The organism is Ensifer sp. 38_S197 (assembly GCF_056924495.1).
This window is the reverse complement of sequence record NZ_JBXOVZ010000001.1, coordinates 1,429,858-1,449,514: the sequence shown is the minus strand read 5'-3', so window position 1 is coordinate 1,449,514 and position 19,657 is coordinate 1,429,858. Positions and strand designations below refer to the sequence as shown.

Annotated in this window: 16 protein-coding genes and 2 pseudogenes; 15 read left to right on the top strand and 3 right to left on the bottom strand. The window is 62.0% G+C overall.

The genetic code is table 11. The features are described from left to right. Positions 1-62 precede the first annotated feature (62 nt). The 9 genes and pseudogenes from AC1Z3V_RS06730 to AC1Z3V_RS06690 all read left to right on the top strand — a co-directional run bounded on the left by AC1Z3V_RS06730 (position 63) and on the right by AC1Z3V_RS06690 (position 8,020). Positions 63-858 (top strand): annotated as a pseudogene (locus AC1Z3V_RS06730) (NAD-dependent epimerase/dehydratase family protein). Between the two features lie 3 nt (positions 859-861). After that, positions 862-2,379: an aldehyde dehydrogenase (NADP(+)) gene (locus AC1Z3V_RS06725; RefSeq protein ID WP_483497963.1), complete on the top strand. Its 1,518-nt coding sequence runs from the start codon at positions 862-864 to the stop codon at positions 2,377-2,379. Positions 2,380-2,454: 75 nt separating this feature from the next. Continuing rightward, entirely contained in the window at positions 2,455-3,192 is a 738-nt protein-coding gene (locus AC1Z3V_RS06720) for a FadR/GntR family transcriptional regulator (RefSeq protein WP_483497961.1), read from the top strand. Positions 3,193-3,270: 78 nt separating this feature from the next. Further along, complete coding sequence (locus AC1Z3V_RS06715) at positions 3,271-4,011, top strand: FadR/GntR family transcriptional regulator (protein WP_483499580.1); 741 nt, start codon at positions 3,271-3,273, stop codon at positions 4,009-4,011. A gap of 37 nt (positions 4,012-4,048) precedes the next feature. Continuing rightward, a complete protein-coding gene (locus AC1Z3V_RS06710) occupies positions 4,049-4,399 on the top strand; it encodes a cupin domain-containing protein (RefSeq protein ID WP_483497960.1) in 351 nt (116 codons plus the stop codon). 108 nt (positions 4,400-4,507) lie between these two features. Next, entirely contained in the window at positions 4,508-5,530 is a 1,023-nt protein-coding gene (locus AC1Z3V_RS06705; protein ID WP_483497958.1) for an ABC transporter permease, read from the top strand. Further along, the gene (locus AC1Z3V_RS06700) at positions 5,530-6,417 is read left to right on the top strand and encodes an ABC transporter permease (protein WP_483497957.1); all 888 of its coding nucleotides are present in this window, start codon (positions 5,530-5,532) and stop codon (positions 6,415-6,417) included. The genes AC1Z3V_RS06705 and AC1Z3V_RS06700 overlap by 1 nt, the downstream gene beginning before the upstream one ends. A gap of 5 nt (positions 6,418-6,422) precedes the next feature. Next, positions 6,423-7,259 (top strand): ABC transporter ATP-binding protein, encoded by an 837-nt coding sequence (locus AC1Z3V_RS06695; RefSeq protein WP_483497956.1) that lies wholly within the window; start codon positions 6,423-6,425, stop codon positions 7,257-7,259. After that, positions 7,259-8,020 carry an ABC transporter ATP-binding protein gene (locus AC1Z3V_RS06690; protein WP_483497955.1) on the top strand — a complete coding sequence of 254 codons (762 nt, stop codon included), beginning with the start codon at positions 7,259-7,261 and terminating at the stop codon, positions 8,018-8,020. The genes AC1Z3V_RS06695 and AC1Z3V_RS06690 overlap by 1 nt, the downstream gene beginning before the upstream one ends. 480 nt (positions 8,021-8,500) lie before the next feature. Here AC1Z3V_RS06690 and AC1Z3V_RS06685 read toward each other — a convergent pair whose 3' ends face one another. The 3 genes from AC1Z3V_RS06685 to AC1Z3V_RS06675 form a co-directional block, all read right to left on the bottom strand. Beyond that, on the bottom strand, positions 8,501-10,099 hold the full coding sequence (locus AC1Z3V_RS06685) for an ABC transporter substrate-binding protein (protein ID WP_483497953.1): 1,599 nt from the start codon (positions 10,097-10,099) through the stop codon (positions 8,501-8,503). Positions 10,100-10,185: 86 nt separating this feature from the next. Continuing rightward, a complete protein-coding gene (locus AC1Z3V_RS06680) occupies positions 10,186-10,815 on the bottom strand; it encodes an SGNH/GDSL hydrolase family protein (RefSeq protein WP_483497952.1) in 630 nt (209 codons plus the stop codon). 16 nt (positions 10,816-10,831) lie between these two features. Then, positions 10,832-11,980 carry a mandelate racemase family protein gene (locus AC1Z3V_RS06675; protein WP_483497951.1) on the bottom strand — a complete coding sequence of 383 codons (1,149 nt, stop codon included), beginning with the start codon at positions 11,978-11,980 and terminating at the stop codon, positions 10,832-10,834. A 585-nt stretch (positions 11,981-12,565) separates the two neighbouring features. Here AC1Z3V_RS06675 and AC1Z3V_RS06670 point away from each other — a divergent pair. From AC1Z3V_RS06670 to AC1Z3V_RS06645, 6 genes and pseudogenes are all read left to right on the top strand, one after another. Continuing rightward, on the top strand, positions 12,566-12,997 hold the full coding sequence (locus AC1Z3V_RS06670) for a ParB N-terminal domain-containing protein (protein ID WP_483499579.1): 432 nt from the start codon (positions 12,566-12,568) through the stop codon (positions 12,995-12,997). Further along, the gene (locus AC1Z3V_RS06665; RefSeq protein WP_483497950.1) at positions 12,994-14,367 is read left to right on the top strand and encodes a Y4yA family PLP-dependent enzyme; all 1,374 of its coding nucleotides are present in this window, start codon (positions 12,994-12,996) and stop codon (positions 14,365-14,367) included. Before AC1Z3V_RS06670 ends, AC1Z3V_RS06665 begins: the two co-directional genes overlap by 4 nt. After that, positions 14,368-15,378, top strand: coding sequence for a PLP-dependent cysteine synthase family protein (locus tag AC1Z3V_RS06660; protein ID WP_483497948.1), 1,011 nt, complete (start codon positions 14,368-14,370; stop codon positions 15,376-15,378). It begins immediately after the preceding gene. After that, positions 15,375-16,514 (top strand): NAD/NADP octopine/nopaline dehydrogenase family protein, encoded by a 1,140-nt coding sequence (locus AC1Z3V_RS06655; RefSeq protein WP_483497947.1) that lies wholly within the window; start codon positions 15,375-15,377, stop codon positions 16,512-16,514. The genes AC1Z3V_RS06660 and AC1Z3V_RS06655 overlap by 4 nt, the downstream gene beginning before the upstream one ends. After that, positions 16,511-18,401: pseudogene (locus AC1Z3V_RS06650) on the top strand (IucA/IucC family protein). Before AC1Z3V_RS06655 ends, AC1Z3V_RS06650 begins: the two are co-directional and overlap by 4 nt. Beyond that, positions 18,398-19,642, top strand: coding sequence for an MFS transporter (locus tag AC1Z3V_RS06645; protein WP_483497945.1), 1,245 nt, complete (start codon positions 18,398-18,400; stop codon positions 19,640-19,642). The pseudogene AC1Z3V_RS06650 and the gene AC1Z3V_RS06645 overlap by 4 nt, the downstream one beginning before the upstream one ends. The last annotated feature ends 15 nt before the right edge of the window (positions 19,643-19,657 follow it).

Here is a 19,657-nt window from a genome sequence, read left to right as displayed (position 1 = left end):
GACAAGGTCAATAGGCAAGCACCAACCTTGTCTTTGTTTGCGGTGTCTGAAGGGGGCTTGGAATGGAACGTCTGCTCATTACCGGCGCGGCGGGTCAGCTTGGGCGCGTGATGCGTACAAAGCTCGCCGGGCTTGCTGACACGGTCCGGCTTGCAGATCGTGCAGGTCTAGGCACCCCGGCTGACCATGAGGAGCTCGTCCAATGCGATCTTGCCGACACTCAAGCGGTGAACGCCATGGTCGCCGGCTGCGACGGTATCGTCCATCTTGGCGGGGCGTCGACCGAAGGGCCGTTTGAGGGGATCGTGCGCGGAAACATCTCCGGTCTTTACAATCTCTTCGAGGCCGCCCGCGCCAATGGCCGCCCGCGCATCGTCTTTGCCAGTTCTAACCATACGATCGGCTATTATCCACAAACCGAACGGCTCGCCCCCGATGTTCCGTTCCGCCCGGATGGACTCTACGGGGTCTCAAAATGCTTCGGCGAGGCGCTGGCGCGGATGTATTTCGAGAAGTTCGGGCAGGAAACGGCGCTGGTGCGGATCGGCTCCTGTACACCGGAGCCAACGAACCACCGGATGTTATCGACCTGGTTTTCTCATGAAGACTTCGCGTCGCTTATCGAGGCGGTTTTCCGCGTACCGGTTTTGGGCTGCCCCGTCATCTGGGGCGCATCGGCGAACGATGCCGGGTGGTGGGACAACACCCATCTTGGCTGGCTCGGCTGGAAACCCAGGGATAATGCCGAACATTTCCGGGCGGGTTCGCGGAGGCCGTGCTGCCGCAGCCTGGCTCCGACAAATCATGGCCCGCTTTCAGGGCGGTGCCTATGTCGACAATCCGATCTTTAAGGAGTGATGAATGACTTTCAAACCGCATGGCAAACATCTGGTCGCAGGCGAATGGATCGCAACTGCGCAGAAATTTACGAGCGAACCGGCAAGTGGCCCTGCCTTTGAATTCTCCGTCGGAACGGTGGAACTGGTTGACCAGGCGGCAAAAGCCGCAGAGAACGCCTTCTGGACCTATGGCCACTCCACTCGGGAGGAGCGCGCAGCCTTCCTCGAAACCGTCGCCGACGAGATAGAGGCGCGCGGGGCGGCGATCACCGAAATCGGGAGCTCGGAAACCGGGCTGCCAGCCGCCCGGCTCGAGGGCGAGCGTGCCCGAACCACCAGCCAACTTCGGCTGTTTGCCGCCCACATTCGCAAGGGCGAGTACCTCGACAGGCGACGCGACGAGGCCTTGCCGGACCGCAAACCCCTGCCCCGCCCCGACATTCGCCTGATCCAGCGCCCGATCGGTCCTGTTGCCGTCTTCGGCGCCTCCAACTTTCCGTTAGCGTTTTCGACCATGGGCGGTGATACAGCCTCGGCTCTTGCCGCAGGCTGCCCCGTCATCGTCAAGGGCCATTCGGCACACCCCGGGACCGGCGAGATCGTTGCGGAGGCTGCCCTTTCTGCCATCAGGGCGCATCGATTGCATCCAGGTGTATTTTCATTGATCCAGGGCGGCCGCCGCGATGTTGGGACAGCACTCGTCACGCATCCGCTCATCAAAGCGGTTGGGTTTACCGGTTCACTCGCCGGCGGTCGGGCACTGTTTGATCTGTGCGCGGCGCGACCGGAGCCTATTCCCTTCTTCGGTGAACTCGGCTCGGTGAACCCGATGTTCCTCCTGCCCGACGCAATCTCGAAGCGAGGCGATGAGATCGCCAAGGGGTGGGCAGGTTCGCTTACCTTGGGCGCTGGGCAGTTCTGCACCAACCCAGGTATCGCGGTGATCCTTGCCGAACAGGCCCTCGCGTTCGCGGAGGCTGTTCGCTCCGCACTTTCGGAATTTGGTTCGCAGGTAATGCTCACCGACGCCATTGCCACGGCCTATCGCGACGGGCGTGACCGCATCACGGCGGGAGCTGGCGTACGCAAAGTCCTCGGGTCAAGCTGCGAGGGCCGCCACGCAACGCCCAGTCTCCTTCTCGTTGCGGCACGGGATTGGCTCGACAATCACGCCCTTTCGGAAGAGGTCTTCGGCCCACTCGGCCTGATCGTCACAGTCGAAAGCGCCGAAGAGATGATTGAGGTCGCGAATTGCTTCGCAGGACAGTTGACAGCAACCCTCCATCTTGAAGCGGGCGACACCGATCTCGCTCGCAAGCTCATGGTGATCCTTGAACGCAAGGCGGGCCGCATCCTGGTCAACGGCTATCCGACAGGCGTCGAGGTCTGCGATGCGATGGTTCACGGTGGCCCGTACCCGGCCTCGACCAACTTCGGCGCAAGCTCGGTCGGAACCATGGCCATTCGGCGGTTTCTAAGACCCGTTTCCTATCAGAACATTCCTGAACGGCTGATGCCTCGGGATCTGAGGTCGGCATAGCGACGGATTGCGCCATCACCCCTTGATAGCGTATCCACAAACGGACCGACAGTGATCTTGGAAACGGCCTATTGCATGATGACAGCGACGACTTCCGATCCCTCCGCCTCTCAGGGCAAGACGCTCGTGGCGCAGGTTACGGATGCTCTTCGTTCCCAGATATCCAAAGGGCGTTACAATCCTGGAGACCGCCTGCCGTCTGAATCAAAGCTCACCCAGGAATTCGGCGTGAGCCGCACAGTGGTGCGCGAGGCGATTGCGGCCCTGCGCTCCGACGGCTTGGTTGAGCCCCGGCAAGGAGCGGGCGTTTTCCTTTTGGACCAGGCTGCGTCCGCGCGGGGACCGTTTCAACAGGTCGACCTCACGCGGGTGTCGTCGCTGATCGAGATGCTGGAGCTTAGAACTGCAGTCGAGGGCGACGCGGCGGCACTTGCGGCCCTTCGCCGCTCGCCCGGTCAGGAAGGCAAGCTCATCGAAGCCTTTGACGCCTTCAGGGTCTGCGCGGCTGCAGGGAAACCGACCGCGGAGGCCGATTTCGCCTTCCACGTCGCGATCGCCGAGGCAACCAACAATCCGCGCTTTGGCGAGTTCCTTAGGGCGCTTGGACCGGCTCTCATCCCCCGTCGCGCCATCGCGGATAACGGCGAGGAGGCTGTTCTTGCCTCCGACGAACTCAGCCGTCTCGTTGACGAACACGAGGCAATTCTCCTGGCCATACAGAACGGCGACGAGGATGCAGCACGCGCGGCCATGCGCAACCACCTCAAGAATAGCCAGATACGCTATCGCGCCATGTTGCGCACTACGCGCTAAGGACGCGAACCCGCGGCCGCCCTTGCAATCGAACAGATAACGGCTAACATGCCAGACAGGTTCGAAACAGGAGTGGAAATGGAAGCCAAAAACAATCACGTTCGCGGCACGTCGCTGGCGGCAAAGATCAGCACTGCACTGCGCCGCGAGCTGATGGAGGGTGTTTTCCGTCCCGGCGACAGGCTTCCAAGCGAAAGCGCGCTGACCAAAGAGTATTCGGTCAGTCGCACGGTCGTGCGTGAAGCTATCGCAATCCTGCGGGCTGACGGTCTGGTCGAGGCGCGCAAGGGCGCCGGCATCTTTGCGCTGGAAATCCAACAGGACAAGAACCAGCCCTTCAGGGATTTGACGACCCAACGGATTTCATCGGTGATCGAACTGCTCGAACTCAGAACGGTTTTCGAGGTGGAATCAGCAGGACTTGCGGCATCCCGCCGTTCGGCGGCACAGATCGAGGCGATCCTTGAGGCCCATCACCATGTGGGCGAATGCTTGGCGACTGGGTCGCCCACGCGAGACGCAGATTTCGAGCTTCACCTTGCAATTGCCGAGGCCACACAGAACAGACGGTTCCCGGAGTTTCTTCAGCTGATCCGTTCGGGTATCATTCCCCGCGGCGAACTACAGGGATCGGCGCCCGGATCGCGTCCGAAAGACTATAATCTGCACCTTCAGGAGGAGCACGGCCAGATCGTCGACGCGATCATCGAGGGGAACGCCGAGGCCGCACGCGAACGCATGCGCGCCCACCTTCGGGGGAGCCTGGAACGCTACAAGGTGCTTTTGCGGTCGCGCACCACGGCAACCGAAGAAAATTGAGCGACACCGTAGTTGTCATACAAGCACAAGAACATGTATGGTGATGATGTTATACAACATCATCGAGGTTTACATGGCTCTCCCCACCTTCCCCGCCGTATCGTCGGACGCGGGTGTCACCCGTCAGGTCCTTTCCGATTCCCCGGATCTCATGGTCGTGTCTTTTCGCTTCGAATCCGGCGCCAAAGGCAGGTTGCACCGCCATCCGCATGTACAATCCACCTATGTGGCACGCGGCCGCTTCCGCTTCTTCCGCAATGATGAAACCTATGATTTGCAGGCTGGCGATAGTCTCGTCATTCCAGGCGGCGCCGAGCACGGGTGCCAGTGCCTTGAGGCGGGCGAGCTCATCGACTGCTTTTCCCCCCGTCGCGATGACTTCCTATGAGCGGTTTGGCTTGACAGCATGGCAAGCCTGTGACAGGTTCGCTGAAGTTGTCATACAGGATAGGGGCCTGTACCGCCTTTACTTAGGCGAATGACACACGGAGGAACCATGTCACTACGCCGCATCCGCATCTATGGCGCGGCCGGACAGATCGGGACCATCGCGGTCACGCTGCTCGGCCTGCTTCTCCTGACCTTTTTCATCGGCCGGCTGATGCCAGCCGATCCCGTCCGCGCCATTGTCGGAGAAGATGCGACCCGGGAGACCTATGAGCAAGTCTACCGCTCGCTGGGTCTCGACCGGCCGCTCTGGGAACAGTTCTTCTATTATCTGGGAGACGTCTTCACCGGCAATTTCGGTACCTCCATTCGCACCGGCCAGCCTGTTATTCAGGATATCCTGCATGTGATGCCTGCGACGATCGAGCTTGCCACCTTCGCGATCCTCATCGGCGCGGGGCTTGGCGTTCCGCTCGGCGTCCTTGCCGCCGTCAACAAGGATCGCTGGCCGGACCATGTCGTGCGCGTTTTCAGCCTCTTTGGCCATTCCATGCCGATCTTCTGGACGGGCATGATTGCACTCATTGTGTTTTACGCCCATTTCGGCCTCGTCGGCGGCAGCGGGCGGATGGATCAGTTCTATATCGGGCTCGTCGAGGAGCGCACCGGCTTCCTGCTGATCGACAGCCTCATGGCGGGTGAGATGGACGTCTTCTGGTCGGCCGTCAATCACATCATCCTGCCGGCTGCCCTGCTCGGCTATTCCTCATCCGCCTACATCACGCGCATGACGCGCAGTTTCATGCTTGATCAGCTAGGTCAGGAATACGTAACGACGGCGCGCGTGAAGGGTCTTTCGCGCAGCCAAACGATCTGGCAGCACGCCTTCATCAACATCCGTGTCCAGCTGGTGACCATCATCGCGCTTGCCTACGGATCCTTGCTCGAAGGGGCAGTGCTGATCGAGACGGTCTTTGCTTGGCCAGGCTTTGGCCAATATCTCACCAGTAATCTCATTACCGGCGACATGAACGCCGTCATGACCTGCGTGCTGATTGTCGGCATCATCTTCATCGGACTGAACCTCCTGTCCGACGTTCTCTACCGCATCTTCGACCCGAGGACACGCTGATGGACACACGCGTTCAACCCACTTTCCGTCTGCCGGCACCGCTTCAGTCCGTGAAGAACATCGTACTTTTCCTTCTGAAGAGCCCGACGTCGACCTTCGGGCTCGCTGTTCTGGCACTGCTTGTCCTCATTGCTGCCCTCGCACCGCTGATCGCGACCCACGACCCCTATGCGCAGAACCTTGCCAACACCTTGCAGGCCCCGGGCAACGGCCACCTTTTCGGAACCGACGAGCTTGGCCGCGACATCTTCAGCCGGTTGGTCTTCGGCGCGCGCATCACGCTCACGATCATCTTCCTCGTCTCGATCGTCGTCGGCCCGATCGGTCTCGTCATCGGCACGACTGCTGGCTACCTCGGCGGCAAGGTCGATACTGTGATGATGCGCATCACCGACATTTTCCTGTCGTTCCCGAGCCTCATTCTCTCGCTCGCCTTCGTCGCGGCACTCGGGCCGAGCCTCAACAACGCGATCATTGCGATCGCGCTGACCTCCTGGCCGCCCATCGCACGGCTGGCGCGCGCGGAGGCGATGACATTCCGCAAGGCGGACTACATCTCGGCAGCGCGACTGCAGGGAGCGTCCGCGACCCGCATCATCTTCAAGTCGATCATGCCGATGTGCCTGCCTTCGGTGCTCATCCGGCTGACGTTGAACATGGCCACCGTCATCCTGACCGCCGCCGGCCTCGGTTTCCTCGGACTGGGCGCGCAACCTCCGCTTCCGGAATGGGGCGCGATGATCGCGACTGGCCGCAAGTACATGCTGGACAGCTGGTGGCTGGTTACCTTCCCGGGCATCTCCATCCTTTCCGTCAGCCTCGCATTCAATCTGCTCGGAGATGGCCTGCGCGACGCGCTCGACCCCAAGCAGATGAACCGGAGATAGCCCCCATGGAAAAGACCATTCTCGAGGTCGAGAACTTGCACATCCGCTATGGCGGTGCTCCGACAGATGCGGTGCGCGGCGTCTCCTTCACCCTTGGGCGCGAGCGTCTCGGGATCGTCGGTGAAAGCGGTTCCGGCAAGTCTACGGTCGGACGCGCGCTGCTGCGCCTGCTGCCCGGCGCAACGATCACCGCCGACCGGCTTCGCTTTGCGGAACTCGATCTGCCGTCGCTCTCCGAAAAGGAGATGCTGAAGGTCCGCGGAAGGCGCATGTCGATGATCCTGCAGGATCCGAAGTTCTCGCTGAACCCTATCCGCCGCGTCGGCGACCAGGTGGCGGAAACCTATCTGCGGCACTTCAGGTGCTCGAAGGCCGAGGCGCGCGACAAGGCCCTTGCCATGCTTGAAGCGGTGAAGATCCGCGACCCGCAGCGTGTCTACGATCAATATCCGCACGAGATATCCGGTGGCATGGGCCAGCGTGTCATGATCGCGATGATGCTGCTTGCCGACCCGGACCTCGTCATCGCCGACGAACCGACTTCCGCGCTTGATGTCACGGTGCGGCTGCAGGTGCTGAATATTCTTGACGGCCTGGTTCGGGATCGCGGCATCGGCCTCATCATGATCAGCCACGACTTGAATCTCGTACGTAACTTCTGCGACCGCGTCCTGATCATGTACGCCGGTCTCATCGTTGAAACCCTGGCGGCTGCGGACCTCGACAAGGCGAAACATCCCTACACGCGCGGCTTGCTCGCAGCACAGCCGAGGATCGGCGGCGGGCGCGCCCCGCTTGCCGTGCTCGATCGCCGTCCTGAATGGCTGGAGGAAATTGCCTGATGTCCGTTTCAGTCGAATGCCGCGATCTCGCTATAACCTTCGGCGCGGGCCCAACGGCCGCCAAGGTTCTTCCGGGCGTTACCTTCTCGGTGCAGCCGGGCGAGTGTTTCGGGCTCGTTGGCGAAAGCGGCTCGGGCAAATCCACGGTCCTGCGTTGCGTTTCGATGCTTACAGACATTTGGACCGGCGACATTCTCATTGACGGAAAGCCGGTGCGCGACATGCCGCTCATCGACCGCTGCCGCATGCTGCAGATGGTGTTCCAGGATCCCTATGGCTCGCTGCATCCGCGCCAGTCGGTACGCACCGTCCTCAACGAGCCGCTCGTGATCCACAAGCTTGGCGACCGTGAGGAACGCATGCGCAAGGTGATCACCGATGTCGGTCTGCCGGTCTCGTTTCTCGACCGTTTCCCTCACCAGCTCTCCGGCGGTCAGAGACAGCGCGTTGCCATCGCCCGCGCCCTGATCCTCGAGCCGTCGCTGTTGCTGCTCGACGAGCCGACCTCGGCGCTCGATGTCTCAGTGCAGGCGGAAATCCTCAACCTGCTTCAGCGCCTGAGGGACGAACGTGGCTTCACCTACATTATGGTGACGCACGACCTCGCCGTGGTCGACCATATGTGCGACCGCTTTGCCGTCATGCTCCATGGCGAAATCACCGAAGTTCTGCCGCGCGAGGCGATCCTCGGAAACTGCGCGACCCATCCCTATGCGCGAGAACTGATCGGCGCCTCGCTGGAATACGAGGGCGCGCACTGAAGTCCCGCCTCTCAAGACCGCTCTTCCCAGCTTGCGGTCCAGGACAAGGTTTCTCCCCCGACTTGCCCGGCCCAGTGCCGGGCATTTCTTTGCAGCAAGGAGACTGAGTTTTGAAGCGAATTGGCAGGCCATCAAGACGTCCCTCGCCGAACGGACGCCACGTACCCGGCAAAGCGCGCACCACATCCGCAAAGCTTAGCGTTGTCGCTCTCCTCGCAATGCGTTCGATCGTCGATGGGATCGATACCGGGTCAATGGCGATGGCTGCGCTTGCCCGCAGGTCACGGACCAACTTCCACCCCGACTACTTCACACCGTTGCTGGCGAGGCGATCACGCTTGTACGTTCCGGGCTTTGCGGTGTCTGACAGGCACCGCCGCAACGGCGTTGTCCGGCCTATGAAACCTGCACCGGTCCCAACAGCAAAAAGGCGCGCCGGGCGACGCGCCTTTTCAGATTCGCTGAAAGCAAAGCCTGGGGTTATCGTTCCTTATTCACCCCTTCGAAACGCGACAGCCAGGGGCTAACGATCATCCCCTTCACGTCGCTTCGGAAGGCTGCTGTGTCGACGACTTCCGAGAACGGCTGGATCGACATGACAATCTCGTCCATGTAGGTCTGGACGCCTTCGTAGAGCTTGATCTGCTTGGCGGTGTCGCGCTCGACCAGGGCCTCCTCGATCATCTTGTTCAGCTTCTCGTCAAAGAAGCTGGTGCGCCAGCTCTGATAGTTGGTGAGCTTCGCGTCATCGGAATTATTCGAGTTATAGGCAACGGACCTGAGGTTGTTGTCCGGGTGCGGTTGCTGGCCGCCGCCGCCGCGACCGAGCAAAAGTTCGAACTTCCGTTCGCGCATGGCACCGTAGATCTGATCACCCGAACCGCTGATGAGCTCGGCCTGAATTCCGGCCTGGCCGAGCGTGTTCTGGATGGCGGTCGCCGCCTTCATGAAGGGGTCTTCGGAAAGGACGCGCAAGGTTGTCTTGAAGCCGTCCGGATAGCCCGCCTCTGCAAGCAGGGCCTTGGCCTTCGCAACATCCAGCTTGTAGCCTTCGTCCGGCAAAGCGCCAAGCACACCCGTCGACAGCGGCCGCTGGTGCAGCTTGCCGTAATAGGGCATCACCGCCTTGTCGAGACCTTCGTAGTCGATGAGATAGCGCAGCGCCTCGCGAACCTTCTTGTTGGCGAACCGTTCGTCCTTCATCGAGACGCTGAGATAGTAGAAACCCGATCCAGGCGTCGATTTAATCGTGATCGCCTTGTCGGCTTCCAGCGATTTCAGATCCGGCGCCTGAAGTGAATATGCAACGTCGATGTCGCCCTTTTCCAGAAGCAGGCGCTGCGACTGCGATTCCGGCAAGTGGCGAAGCAGCACGCGCTTCATGCCAGGCGCTTCGCCCCAGTATTCGCGGTTGCGGGTCAGGATGATGAATTCGTTCGATTTCCACTGCGTCAGCGTGAACGGACCGGAGCCGGCGGAGTTGAGCGTCAACCATGCGGCCCCGAGGTCGCCGTCCTTTTGGTTCTCAAGCGCCGTCTTGCTGTCGATGATCGAGCCGGGACCGTTTTGCGCGAGGATCATCAGGATCAGGTTCGGGTCGTCGGCTTTCGGCAGATGCAGCACGAAAGTGCGATCGTCTTCGACGGCGAACAGCTTGTCGGCCGCCTCGAGCGTAAAGCCGCGAGTCTTCAGGAACGACGATTGCGCCAGATTGCGCGCGAGCAGACGTTTCAGGCTCCAGGCGACGTCTTCGGCTGTAACCGGATTGCCGGAGGCAAATTTGGCGTCGCTGCGTAGATGGAAGCGGATCGACATGCGGTCGTCTGCCACTTCCCAGCGTTCTGCCAGTCGCGGCTGAACGCTGCGGTCCTCAGGCGAGAGCACGACCAGCGTGTCATAGATGTTGTTCAGCACCTGGACCGTCTCGCGGCCGGTGATAGCGGCCGGGTCGAGGGTGAGAATGTTGCTCATCGTCGTGGCGACGACGAGCTGATCCTCCGGCGTTTCGGCCAGGACGACATGGGGCATCGTGGCGACGAGAAGCGCACCAAATGCGACCGTTGCTAAAAAGTGTTTCATATTTCCTCCTTTGCGGCCGTCCACGCGGGATCCGACCTTCCTATCACAAGATCCGCCGGCCTGTTCCTCCACAGGCGAAGGCCAGATCAGCCAAGAATTTCGCTGACGGGAACCGCGAGCGCCCGTCCGATCGCCGCCGTATCGACGGCCTCAAGATGAACGCCATCGGTCGTAGACGCGCGCGTCACCAAGCCGGCATCAAAGAACCGATGGCCAAGCTCATCCGCGAGCTTGCCGTAAAGCGGAGACAGCCGTTCGGATTCAGCGACGCTGCGACCCGCCGCCGGGTTTCCATCGGGACCGGGCGAACAGGGGGGCGGCGCTACGATCAGAAGTTTGGGTATTGCCGCCTTCGGCTTGTAGGGAAAGGTTTCGACGATCTGTGCCAGCCGGCGCATACCGGATACGGCTCCCTCCGCCCGCCCGCCATGGACAGGCTTGATGTCGTTGGTACCGAGCATGACGATGACAAGGTCGAGCGGCATGTGACTGGCGAGCGCCACTTCCAGCGCCTTGGCTCCGTTACGGCATGCCGGGCCGGCGTGGTCGTCGTAGCAGGTGGTTCGGCCGCCGAGACCTTCCGCAATGACTTTTGCGCGATCGCCCAACGCTTTTCCCAGTACCTCAGGCCATCGCCCCTCTGGCGGATGGCGCAGGCCCGTCGCCGGGTCGGCGCCCCAGGTCAGGCTGTCTCCGAAGGCAAGAACGGTCTTCATCACCAACTCCCGCCCGTTACCGCACGCGATTGTTTTCGATGAAATTGAAGTCGATATCCTCGCCAAGACCTGCTCGATCCGGCACGTGTACATAACCCTCGTGATCCATGGGGTCGGACAGCGACTTCAGGTAATCGGGCCCATCGTCATATTCGAGGAACGGATGCAGCAGGCCACGCTCGTACCAGCGGCAGTTCTTGGTGGCGGCCACGACATGCAGGTTCATGGCGGTGTTGCCGTGCACTTCGCACTCCATGCCGAAGGCCTCGGCAAGGTGCATCGTCTTCAGCGCCGGCGTGATGCCCCCGACGTCGTTAACGCCTGTGCGCAGGATGTCGCAGGCGCCGGCCTTGATCCACTCGGCGCGATGCCAATGCTTGCCGGCTGCACTTTCCGGGCCGACGACGGGAATGTCGAGATTATCTGCGAGCCACTTGTAGGACGAAAGCGACTGCTCATCCATCGGTTCTTCGATCCAATTGAAGCCAAGCTTTTCGAGCCCGCGCCCAAGTTCAAGCGCGTCTGTTCTGGAGTACCAATGGAAGGCATCAATCATCAGGTGGATATCCGGTCCGACCGCCTCGCGCACGGCCGCACATGCCTTGATGTCCATCTTTACGTCGGGAGCCCAGCTCACCGGTGGCATCCAGGTGTGTAGCTTGATGCCCTTGTAGCCGCGCTTGACCAGCGTTTCGGCGAAATGCCCATAGTCCTCGGGTGTTGCAAGACCACCCTCAAGTTCGTCCCCGCACATGATCGAGCCGTAGGCGAGCACCTTGTCGCGGTATCCTCCGATCAACTTGTATACAGGTTGTTTCAGGGTTCGCCCCGCCAGGTCCCACAGCGCGCAATCGACCACGGCAAGTGTGCGATCGGTCAGCTGCGCTGCCGAGCCGCGTTGCCAGTGCGCGAGGTCCTGCCAAAGCCGTTCGCGATCGCGATGGTCCTCTCCGATCAGGACCTTTTTCACAAATTTGTCGATGACATGCGGCCGGACGATTTCCGGCGCAGTGAAGGAATGACCCTCGTGACCGTCTTCTGTGCGAATGGTCAGCAACGCCTGCTCGACCTGATGCGGCGGACCTGGATGCGCATGACCAGCACTATCCGAGTGGCGGCGTGTGGTCGTGCGGAAAACCCGCACTTCGGCGTCGGTGATGATCATTGGTCCTCCGATATGCGAAATACGCGATCTAGTCGCGCCAACTTGTCTAATGTGAACTTACACAGATATCAGCCATGTTGTCAAACATGTATGACAGATTATGCAAAATGCCTGATAGGAGCTGAAGCGGTTGCCCTCATCATATTGCTCATGCCCGGGCTTTCCCGCCTTTCCCGCCTTTGCCTCGTGGCAAATTGGCCACGAGAAACCGGGCTTTGCCATATCGCGAACGAGTTTCTTCATCGCGGAACACAATATGGCACCCCTTGCCACGAGGGGTTCTGAGGGGCCGCGCAAAGGAACATCCTGCAACCGAATTCGGCATCTTGCGCTTTCGCCACGCTGGTCGAAGATGCGAGGGCAGCAAGACCCAACCTGTCCTGAAGTCGTCTCGACCTTGCTGCAGGCCTGTCCCGCTTCGCCGGAGAAAGCTTTAACCTTGTCGCGCGCGCTGTGAACCGCGGGAGCCCGTGATCCGTGCAAGCGCTATTGACGGTACAATCAAAGATGAGTATAGCACCACATATCTTGAGTCTTAGACTCAAGATATGTGCAATGCAAAAACCGAGCGTGAGGCCAGACCGCATGGAATATTGCCTTCTCCCACCAGCACGTTTGATCCCAACAGAAGAGGTGAACCACGACAGGGTGGATGCGCTTGAGGCCCAGATCCTCCGCGCGGGCAGATGGACCGCGCCGATAACAATCGAGAAGGACGCGCTGTTCGTCATGGACGGTCATCACCGTTTGACGGTCGCACTTCGTCTCCGCCTCGCCGCCGTACCGGTGGTTCTACTCGACTACGATTGCGTTCAAGTCGAGGGCTGGCGTCCCGGAGAGACGATAACGCCCGCAGCCATCTTCGCCATGGCGCGGAGCGGTCGCAAATTTCCCTATAAGACGACACGGCACCTCTTTGAGCGGGGACTGCCGCGATGCGATGTGCGGTTGGCACTTCTGCGCAATCCCGCTCCCGTACCGTCAGCCCAGGCCTGTGTTGCGGAGGCGTTCCGATGACGCTTTTCGGTCACAAAATCGACGCCGGCCTGCCGCCGATCCTGCGACCCGCAACCGCAGAGCTTCTCGCCCGAAGGGGCTCGCGTCTGTTCGACTGGGTCGCTCGCCATGGCTCACCGCTCAATCTCGTCTGGTCGGATGCGTTGCGGGAGAATCTTGCCGCGCTCAACTCCGTGCTGACGGAGCACCACGTCGCCCACGCGATCTATTACGGGGCGAAAGTCAACAAGTCGCCCGGGCTCATGGCCGCAGCGCTTGGCGCCGGCGGCGGACTCGACGTCTCCAGCCTCTACGAGCTGCGCGATGCGCGACGGCTTGGGGCGGATGGTACAAGGATCGTGGCAACCGGGCCGGCAAAGTCGCGCGATTTTCATCGAGAACTCCTCGATTGCCGGGCCTTGGTATCGGTGGACTCGCCGGAAGAACTGGAGGACCTCATCGCCACGTTGCCAGCAGATGGCGGTCCGCAGCCGATCCTGTTGCGCCTGCAGCCGCGGGACCAGAAAAAGAGCCGCTTCGGCATGCCGGCTGACGCCATCATCGGTTGCCTCGCACGCCTCGCCGGTGACAGCCGGCTGCGCTTTGACGGGCTGCACTTTCATCTCAGCGGCTATCGGTGGGAGATCCGTTTGGCGGCGCTGAACGAGGCGGCCGATCTCATCGCCGAAGCCAGGCGCATGGGATTTTCGCCGACGATGATCGACATCGGCGGCGGCCTGCCTATCCAATATGTCGATGAGGTCGAATATCAGGCGCATCTGGCGTCACAGACGCCGGAAGACTATCGCACCGGAAGGCTGCCTGCCTCCTTCTACCCCTATGGCGGCGCGCTTTCGGCGGCCGACTGGCTGCGTGCGTTTCTGCAAGCCGGGATGAGCGACGGCCGTAGCGTCGCGTCCTATCTCGCGGCTGAGAACCTGACCCTGGCGATGGAGCCCGGTCGCGCGCTCGCCGATCAGGCGGCGATAAGCGTCTTCCGGATCTTGCGGGTCAAGGCGCTCGGTCCGGACGCGCATGTCATTTTTGTCGAAGGCAGCAGCTTCAGCGCCTGCGAGACTTGGTTCGCCTCCGAATACTTGGTCGATCCAATTCTCGTGCCGGCCACGCGCGTGGCCGCGCCGTCGCCGCCGGTCCGCGCTTATCTCGCCGGCCACAGTTGCCTTGACGAGGACGTTCTCAGCAACAGGTGGCTGACCTTCCCGACTGCACCGCGGGCCGGCGACCTGCTGGTCTTCGCCAACACCGGCGGCTACCAGATGGACCTCCTCGAAAACGAGTTCCATCGCCATCCCATGCCCGCCCGCCTCTGCGTCATTGAAGACGCGGAAGGGCGGCCCACGCTCATTCCCGACACAGTTGGAGAAGTTTAAATGCTGCATACGACCGTAACGCAATTGATCGGCCAGACGCCGGTCATGTCGATCGACGTACCGGACCGCAACGCCACCCTGGTGCTGAAAATCGAGAAGAACAATCCGGGTGGTTCGATGAAGGACCGCATGGCGCGCAGCATGGTGGTGGCCGCGCTTGAGGAGGGGCGCCTCGCCCCCGGTGGCACTATCGTCGAATCCTCTTCCGGAAACACGGGCACCGGGCTGGCGCTCGCGGCGCTGGAGTTCGGGCTCAGTTTCATCGCCGTGGTCGATCACCATGCCGCGCCCGACAAGATCCGTATGATGCGGGCGCTCGGCGCCGAGATCCGCTATGTCGAGGGCGATTTTCGCGAGGACGAGGTCGCCGTCGTCGAGCGGCAACGCCTTGCCGCGCAACTCGGGGCGCAGCTTCCAGGCGCCCTGTTCATGAACCAGTCCGACAACCCGGCCAATCCGGAAGGCTACGCCGCGCTCGTGGACGAACTGCTTGATCAGCTTCCGGATGGCATCGACGCCTTTGTCGGTTGCGTCGGGACCGGCGGCTCGATGACCGGCATCGCCCAGCGATTGAAGCGCCACAATCCGGCGGTGCGCACGATCGCTGTCGAGCCGGCCGGCTCGATCGTCTTCGGCAAGCCGGGGCATCCCTATTTCCAATCCGGCACGGGCACGCCCGCCGGTGACGAAGTCGGCAAGGTGCTGGACTATGGATGCATTGACGAAGGGGTGCAGGTGACCGACGCGCAAGCCTTCGAGACGGCGCGCTACATCGCCCGGCGCAAGGGACTGCTCGTCGGCGGCTCGACCGGCGGCGCCATCTTCAAGTGCCTGGAATTCATCGCCACAGGCAAGCTGACAGGCACGGTCGTAACCACGGTTGCCGATGGTGGCGAGAAATACTTGGGCACGATCTTCGACGACGAATGGATGGCCAAGCGCCGCCTGCTCGATCCGGCGATCGCGGCCCAGCTGGATGGTTGGCTCTTGGGGAAGGTGCGCGCAGCATGAAGGTGACCATTTGCGGCGCGGGCCGCACCGGCCATCTGAACGCGGTCCTCTTCAAGCAGAACCCGGGTATCGAGGTTTCCGTCCTGACGTCCTCCGCACCGGTGGCGGAGCGGTGGGCACGTGGCGACGATCTTTGGCAGGCGGAAACGCGAGACGATCGCGTCCTGAACGCCCGGCCCGACTATGTCGGAACGGATCCGGGCCGGGCCCTCGAAAGCGCAGACGTCGTGATCATAACGCAGCCGGCCCAGGCGCGGCCTACGCTGCTGTGCGACATCGCGCGGCATTTGCCGAAAGACAAAAGCGTCTATGTCGGAGCCATTCCTGGTTTTTGCGGCTTCGACTGGCTGGCGGCAAAGGCCCTCGCGGGACAGGACAATGTCGTGATATGGGGCATGAAGGACGTGCCCCATATTGCCTTCGATCTCATTGCCGGCAAGCGCGTGCGCATGGGCGGAGCCAAGGCGGAGCTTTTTGTCGCGCTTCATCGCCGCGAAAGTGCTCAGAGCGGCGCGGCACTCGTCGCGATGCTCAACCGCCTCTATGAAGCGCCCGTCACGCTACTCAAGGACTATCTCGAAATCACCCTGACGCCGGGCAACGCGCTGATGCACCCTGCCGTGCTCTATGCGCTCATCGGTCCCGGCGCCCCCTTCGAAACCGCGCCCTTCGACGAACCGCTATGCTGGTGGAGCGATTGCCCGCAGGCGGGCGCCGAACTGCTCGAAGCTTGCGACGCGGAAAACCAGGCGATCCGCCGCGCCAGCGAGGCGCGTCTTGGCATCGATCTCTCCTCCGTTAAGCCGCTTCAGCAGGAACTGATCGAGGCCTATGGGGATCAGATCGCCGACGATCGGACCATGTATACGCTGCTGCGCACAAACCGCGCCTATGCGGGCATTCGTGCGCCTCTCGTCGCCAACCCACATGGGCGCGGGCTCGTCATCGACCGCGAAAGCCGTGCCTTTCACGAGGATATTGCTTTCGGGCAGGCGCTACTTGTCTCGATGGCAGAACGGCTCGACGTGCCGGTTCCGGCCATCGCCAAGACCTATCGCTGGGCCCGCGACTATCACGGCGGGTTGGCCGACGGCGCACCTGACTATGTGCCAACTGAATGGCCGGAGGCAGCATGATGGACATAAGAATTTCCCCGGCAGCGGATCGCGCCTCTGCCACTGATAAAGAACTTCGGGCGAATGCGGCATCCAACGCCATCAACCGCCTCGTCCGTTGCCTCTTCGCAGAACGCCTGATCGATCCGGAGGGATTGCTGTGGGCACCCGACGGCCGCCAGGCCTGGTTGCCGCTCTGGTCGTCGCGCCGCGTGCTGCATTTTGCCGACCTCCGCCGGGCGCCTGCCGGCACCCTGCAGAACCGCGGACCGATCGAGGTGCTGGACGGCGACGGCGCACGGCAGCGGATAGACGGTCCGGCTCGGTTAATGAGGGAGGTTGCCCCGTCTCTGGCGGTCGACCCTGCTTCCGACGGATTGGAGCTCCTGCTCCGCGACGTAGAGAACAGCATGGACAACGACATCCTGGTCCGCCGCCACCGCGAGACCTGGAGCGCCGAGCTGCGTCGCAACATTGCCGACGCGCATGCGCCCGGCTTCTTTGCCTATCTCGAAAGGACCCTGCCGCCGCATCTGGCCGCCATGAGCCTCGACCAATGGGGCGCGCTCGAAGGACACCCCTTCTACCCGACTTGGAAGGCAAAGCCGGGCCTCGTGCAGGAAGACGTCGCGGCACTCTCGCCCGAGTTCGGCGCGCGGGTGCCCCTGCGCATCGCGGCGCTGCGCAGCGACTGGGCCTATATCGAGAAAATGCCGCATGTCGGCAGCTATTCGGAATGGTTCTGCGAAAACTTCCCGGAATTCTGGCGTGCGTGGGCAGAGGGCCTGAAGGCGCGGGGCAAGTCACCAGAAGATTGGCTGCCGCTGCCGATTCATCTCTGGCATCTCGAAGAACTTCGTACGGCGCGAATTCGCGTCCGAGATTGAGTCCAGCGTTCTCGACCCCGAAGGTCCCGAGATCGTCACCCTGCCGTCCATGTCGTTCCGCACGATGTTGCCGGAGGCCGAGACGCCACGTCCCTTCATCAAGCTGCCGGTCGCGATCTGGATGACCAGCGAACAACGTACGCTGCAGGCAAAATCGATCCATATGGGTCCGCGCCTCAGCACGCTGGTTTCCGACATCCTGTCGAAAGAGGATGGCATCCGATGTGGGCTGGAGATCTTCACCGAAGAACTCGGCGCGATACTGCATCATCCGGAAACGGGCGATGAGCACCCCGGTCGTTTCCTATCGGTCGTCTATCGCAATTGCGATGCGCTCGCGCGCAAGGACGGCCTGCTGCCCGTCACCGTTGCCGCGCTGCTGACGGCAAGACCGGCGGATGGCCGTCCGCTCATCTGCGAGCTCATCGCCCGAACTGCGGAGGATGACGGCGCGAGCGTTGAAGACTTCTTCCGCCTTTATGCCCGGACCGTGGTGCGCCCGGTGCTTGCCATGTATCTCTTCTATGGGATCGCTTTCGAAGCGCATCAGCAAAACAGCACGGTCCTCTTCGATGATCGTGGGCGGGCACGTAAGCTGCTGATCCGCGACTTCGGCGACGGCCGCAGTTTTGCCCCGCTCTTCAGGGAGCGCGGCTATAAGCTGAAGCCGTTCAGCCGCAAGGGCATTCTGCCGACGACCTTCGACGACGACATCAGCCTCGTGCGCTCCTTCGTTATCGACGCCTGCTTCGTTTGCCATCTGCACGAGATCGCGCTTTGCCTGACAGAGCAGTACTCGCTTCCGGACGACCGCCTGTGGCGGATCCTGCGGGAAGAGACGGAAGCGGCATTCGGGGCGCTCCGGCCGCGCATGCTGTCGGACACGTTCTGGATCGAGGAGCGCGAGGCTTTCCTCGAACGGCCCTGGCCGACCCGCTCGGTTCTCCGGATGCATTTGGAACGCTACCGCGACTACCGTCTCGAGCATCTGTTGCCCAACCCGCTGGCGAGCGCGAAATGACCGGTGCGGTCGCCGCCCTGCGCGGCTTCGGGCCTGTCTTCGCGCTGCTTTTTGCCCTGCAGTTCATTTCCATGGGCGCCATGGAAATGAGCGGCCCGTTCTGGCCGATCCAGATCAAGGCGCTCAGCCCGTCCGAGAGCGCCTTTAGCCTGGCGGCAATTGGCGTCTACATCTGCCCCATGCTCGGCGTGTCGCTGACGAGTGCCTTCTGGGGGCGCATGGGCGATCGCTTTGGCAACCGAATGATGATGGTCAGGGCGCTCGCCGGTCTTGCCATCACGCAATTGCTCGTCGCCTTCGCCCCTGATGTCTGGACCATCCTGGCACTGCGCTTCCTGCAGGGCGCCTGCGCCGGCTACATCGCTCCGGCCCAGGCCTATGGCGTGCAGGTTACCGGCGGCCGAGACCGGGCCAGCCTCTTTGCCTGGCTCCAGGTGGCAACGAATGTCGGCTCGCTGGGCGGCGCTTTCCTCGGGGGCCTCATCCTCGATGCCCTGCCCTTTACGGCCGTCAATCTCACCGCCGGCGCGGTCTGCGCCATCTGTGCCGCTATCGCCTGGGCAAGCCTGCCGGCGCCACCGCACGGGTCAGCACAAGGAGCAGGCGGCGCCAGCCCCGCCCGGGCGGCCGCCTTATCCGAAGCGCCGACGATCCGCTTGTCCGTTCCCGGACTGCTGTCGTTGATTGGATTGCTGCTTGCCAGCCGGATGGTCCTGCAGGTTCCGTTTTCCCTCTACATGGCAGAAGTCTATGGCGCCCAGCATTGGATCACGGGCTTGAGTTACGGCCTGCTGGCCTTCGGCTTTGTTGTCGGAGCTCCCGTTTGGGCCAGATTCTTCGCTGGGCGCCCCCCGTCCTTTGTGCTGGGCTGGAGCGTGCTGATCGCGGCCGGTTGTTTGGCCGTAACCGGCCTTGCTGGCTCGGCCCGTGTCATCGGTCTCTTCGCGGCGCTTAATTTCACCTGGGGTGCGCTTCTCGGAGGAACGACGCCGGCGCTCCTGGCACTCGTTTCGGCCGCCACACGAGGCGATCGGCAGGGTTCGGTCCTGGGTCTCGCACAAAGTTGCCAACAGGGAGCATCGATCATCGGGATCATCATTGGCGTCGTCGCGACGCAACGCTTCGGACTCGCCACTGCCTTCCCCCTCGTTGCTGGCCTTTATGGTCTTTCAAGTCTCGTGGCGCTCGGCCTCTGGCTCAAATCGCGCGCCCCCACAATGAACAAAGGAGAACTGTTTTGAGGAGAAAACCTTCGG

Bases quoted from the DNA above. Each gene is read 5' to 3' on its own strand.
- AC1Z3V_RS06725 (WP_483497963.1), top strand. From the start codon at position 862: ATGACTTTCAAACCGCATGGCAAACATCTGGTCGCAGGCGAATGGATC.
- AC1Z3V_RS06720 (WP_483497961.1), top strand. From the start codon at position 2,455: ATGATGACAGCGACGACTTCCGATCCCTCCGCCTCTCAGGGCAAGACG.
- AC1Z3V_RS06715 (WP_483499580.1), top strand. From the start codon at position 3,271: ATGGAAGCCAAAAACAATCACGTTCGCGGCACGTCGCTGGCGGCAAAG.
- AC1Z3V_RS06710 (WP_483497960.1), top strand. From the start codon at position 4,049: ATGGTGATGATGTTATACAACATCATCGAGGTTTACATGGCTCTCCCC.
- AC1Z3V_RS06705 (WP_483497958.1), top strand. From the start codon at position 4,508: ATGTCACTACGCCGCATCCGCATCTATGGCGCGGCCGGACAGATCGGG.
- AC1Z3V_RS06700 (WP_483497957.1), top strand. From the start codon at position 5,530: ATGGACACACGCGTTCAACCCACTTTCCGTCTGCCGGCACCGCTTCAG.
- AC1Z3V_RS06695 (WP_483497956.1), top strand. From the start codon at position 6,423: ATGGAAAAGACCATTCTCGAGGTCGAGAACTTGCACATCCGCTATGGC.
- AC1Z3V_RS06690 (WP_483497955.1), top strand. From the start codon at position 7,259: ATGTCCGTTTCAGTCGAATGCCGCGATCTCGCTATAACCTTCGGCGCG.
- AC1Z3V_RS06685 (WP_483497953.1), bottom strand. From the start codon at position 10,099: ATGAAACACTTTTTAGCAACGGTCGCATTTGGTGCGCTTCTCGTCGCC.
- AC1Z3V_RS06680 (WP_483497952.1), bottom strand. From the start codon at position 10,815: ATGAAGACCGTTCTTGCCTTCGGAGACAGCCTGACCTGGGGCGCCGAC.
- AC1Z3V_RS06675 (WP_483497951.1), bottom strand. From the start codon at position 11,980: ATGATCATCACCGACGCCGAAGTGCGGGTTTTCCGCACGACCACACGC.
- AC1Z3V_RS06670 (WP_483499579.1), top strand. From the start codon at position 12,566: ATGGAATATTGCCTTCTCCCACCAGCACGTTTGATCCCAACAGAAGAG.
- AC1Z3V_RS06665 (WP_483497950.1), top strand. From the start codon at position 12,994: ATGACGCTTTTCGGTCACAAAATCGACGCCGGCCTGCCGCCGATCCTG.
- AC1Z3V_RS06660 (WP_483497948.1), top strand. From the start codon at position 14,368: ATGCTGCATACGACCGTAACGCAATTGATCGGCCAGACGCCGGTCATG.
- AC1Z3V_RS06655 (WP_483497947.1), top strand. From the start codon at position 15,375: ATGAAGGTGACCATTTGCGGCGCGGGCCGCACCGGCCATCTGAACGCG.
- AC1Z3V_RS06645 (WP_483497945.1), top strand. From the start codon at position 18,398: ATGACCGGTGCGGTCGCCGCCCTGCGCGGCTTCGGGCCTGTCTTCGCG.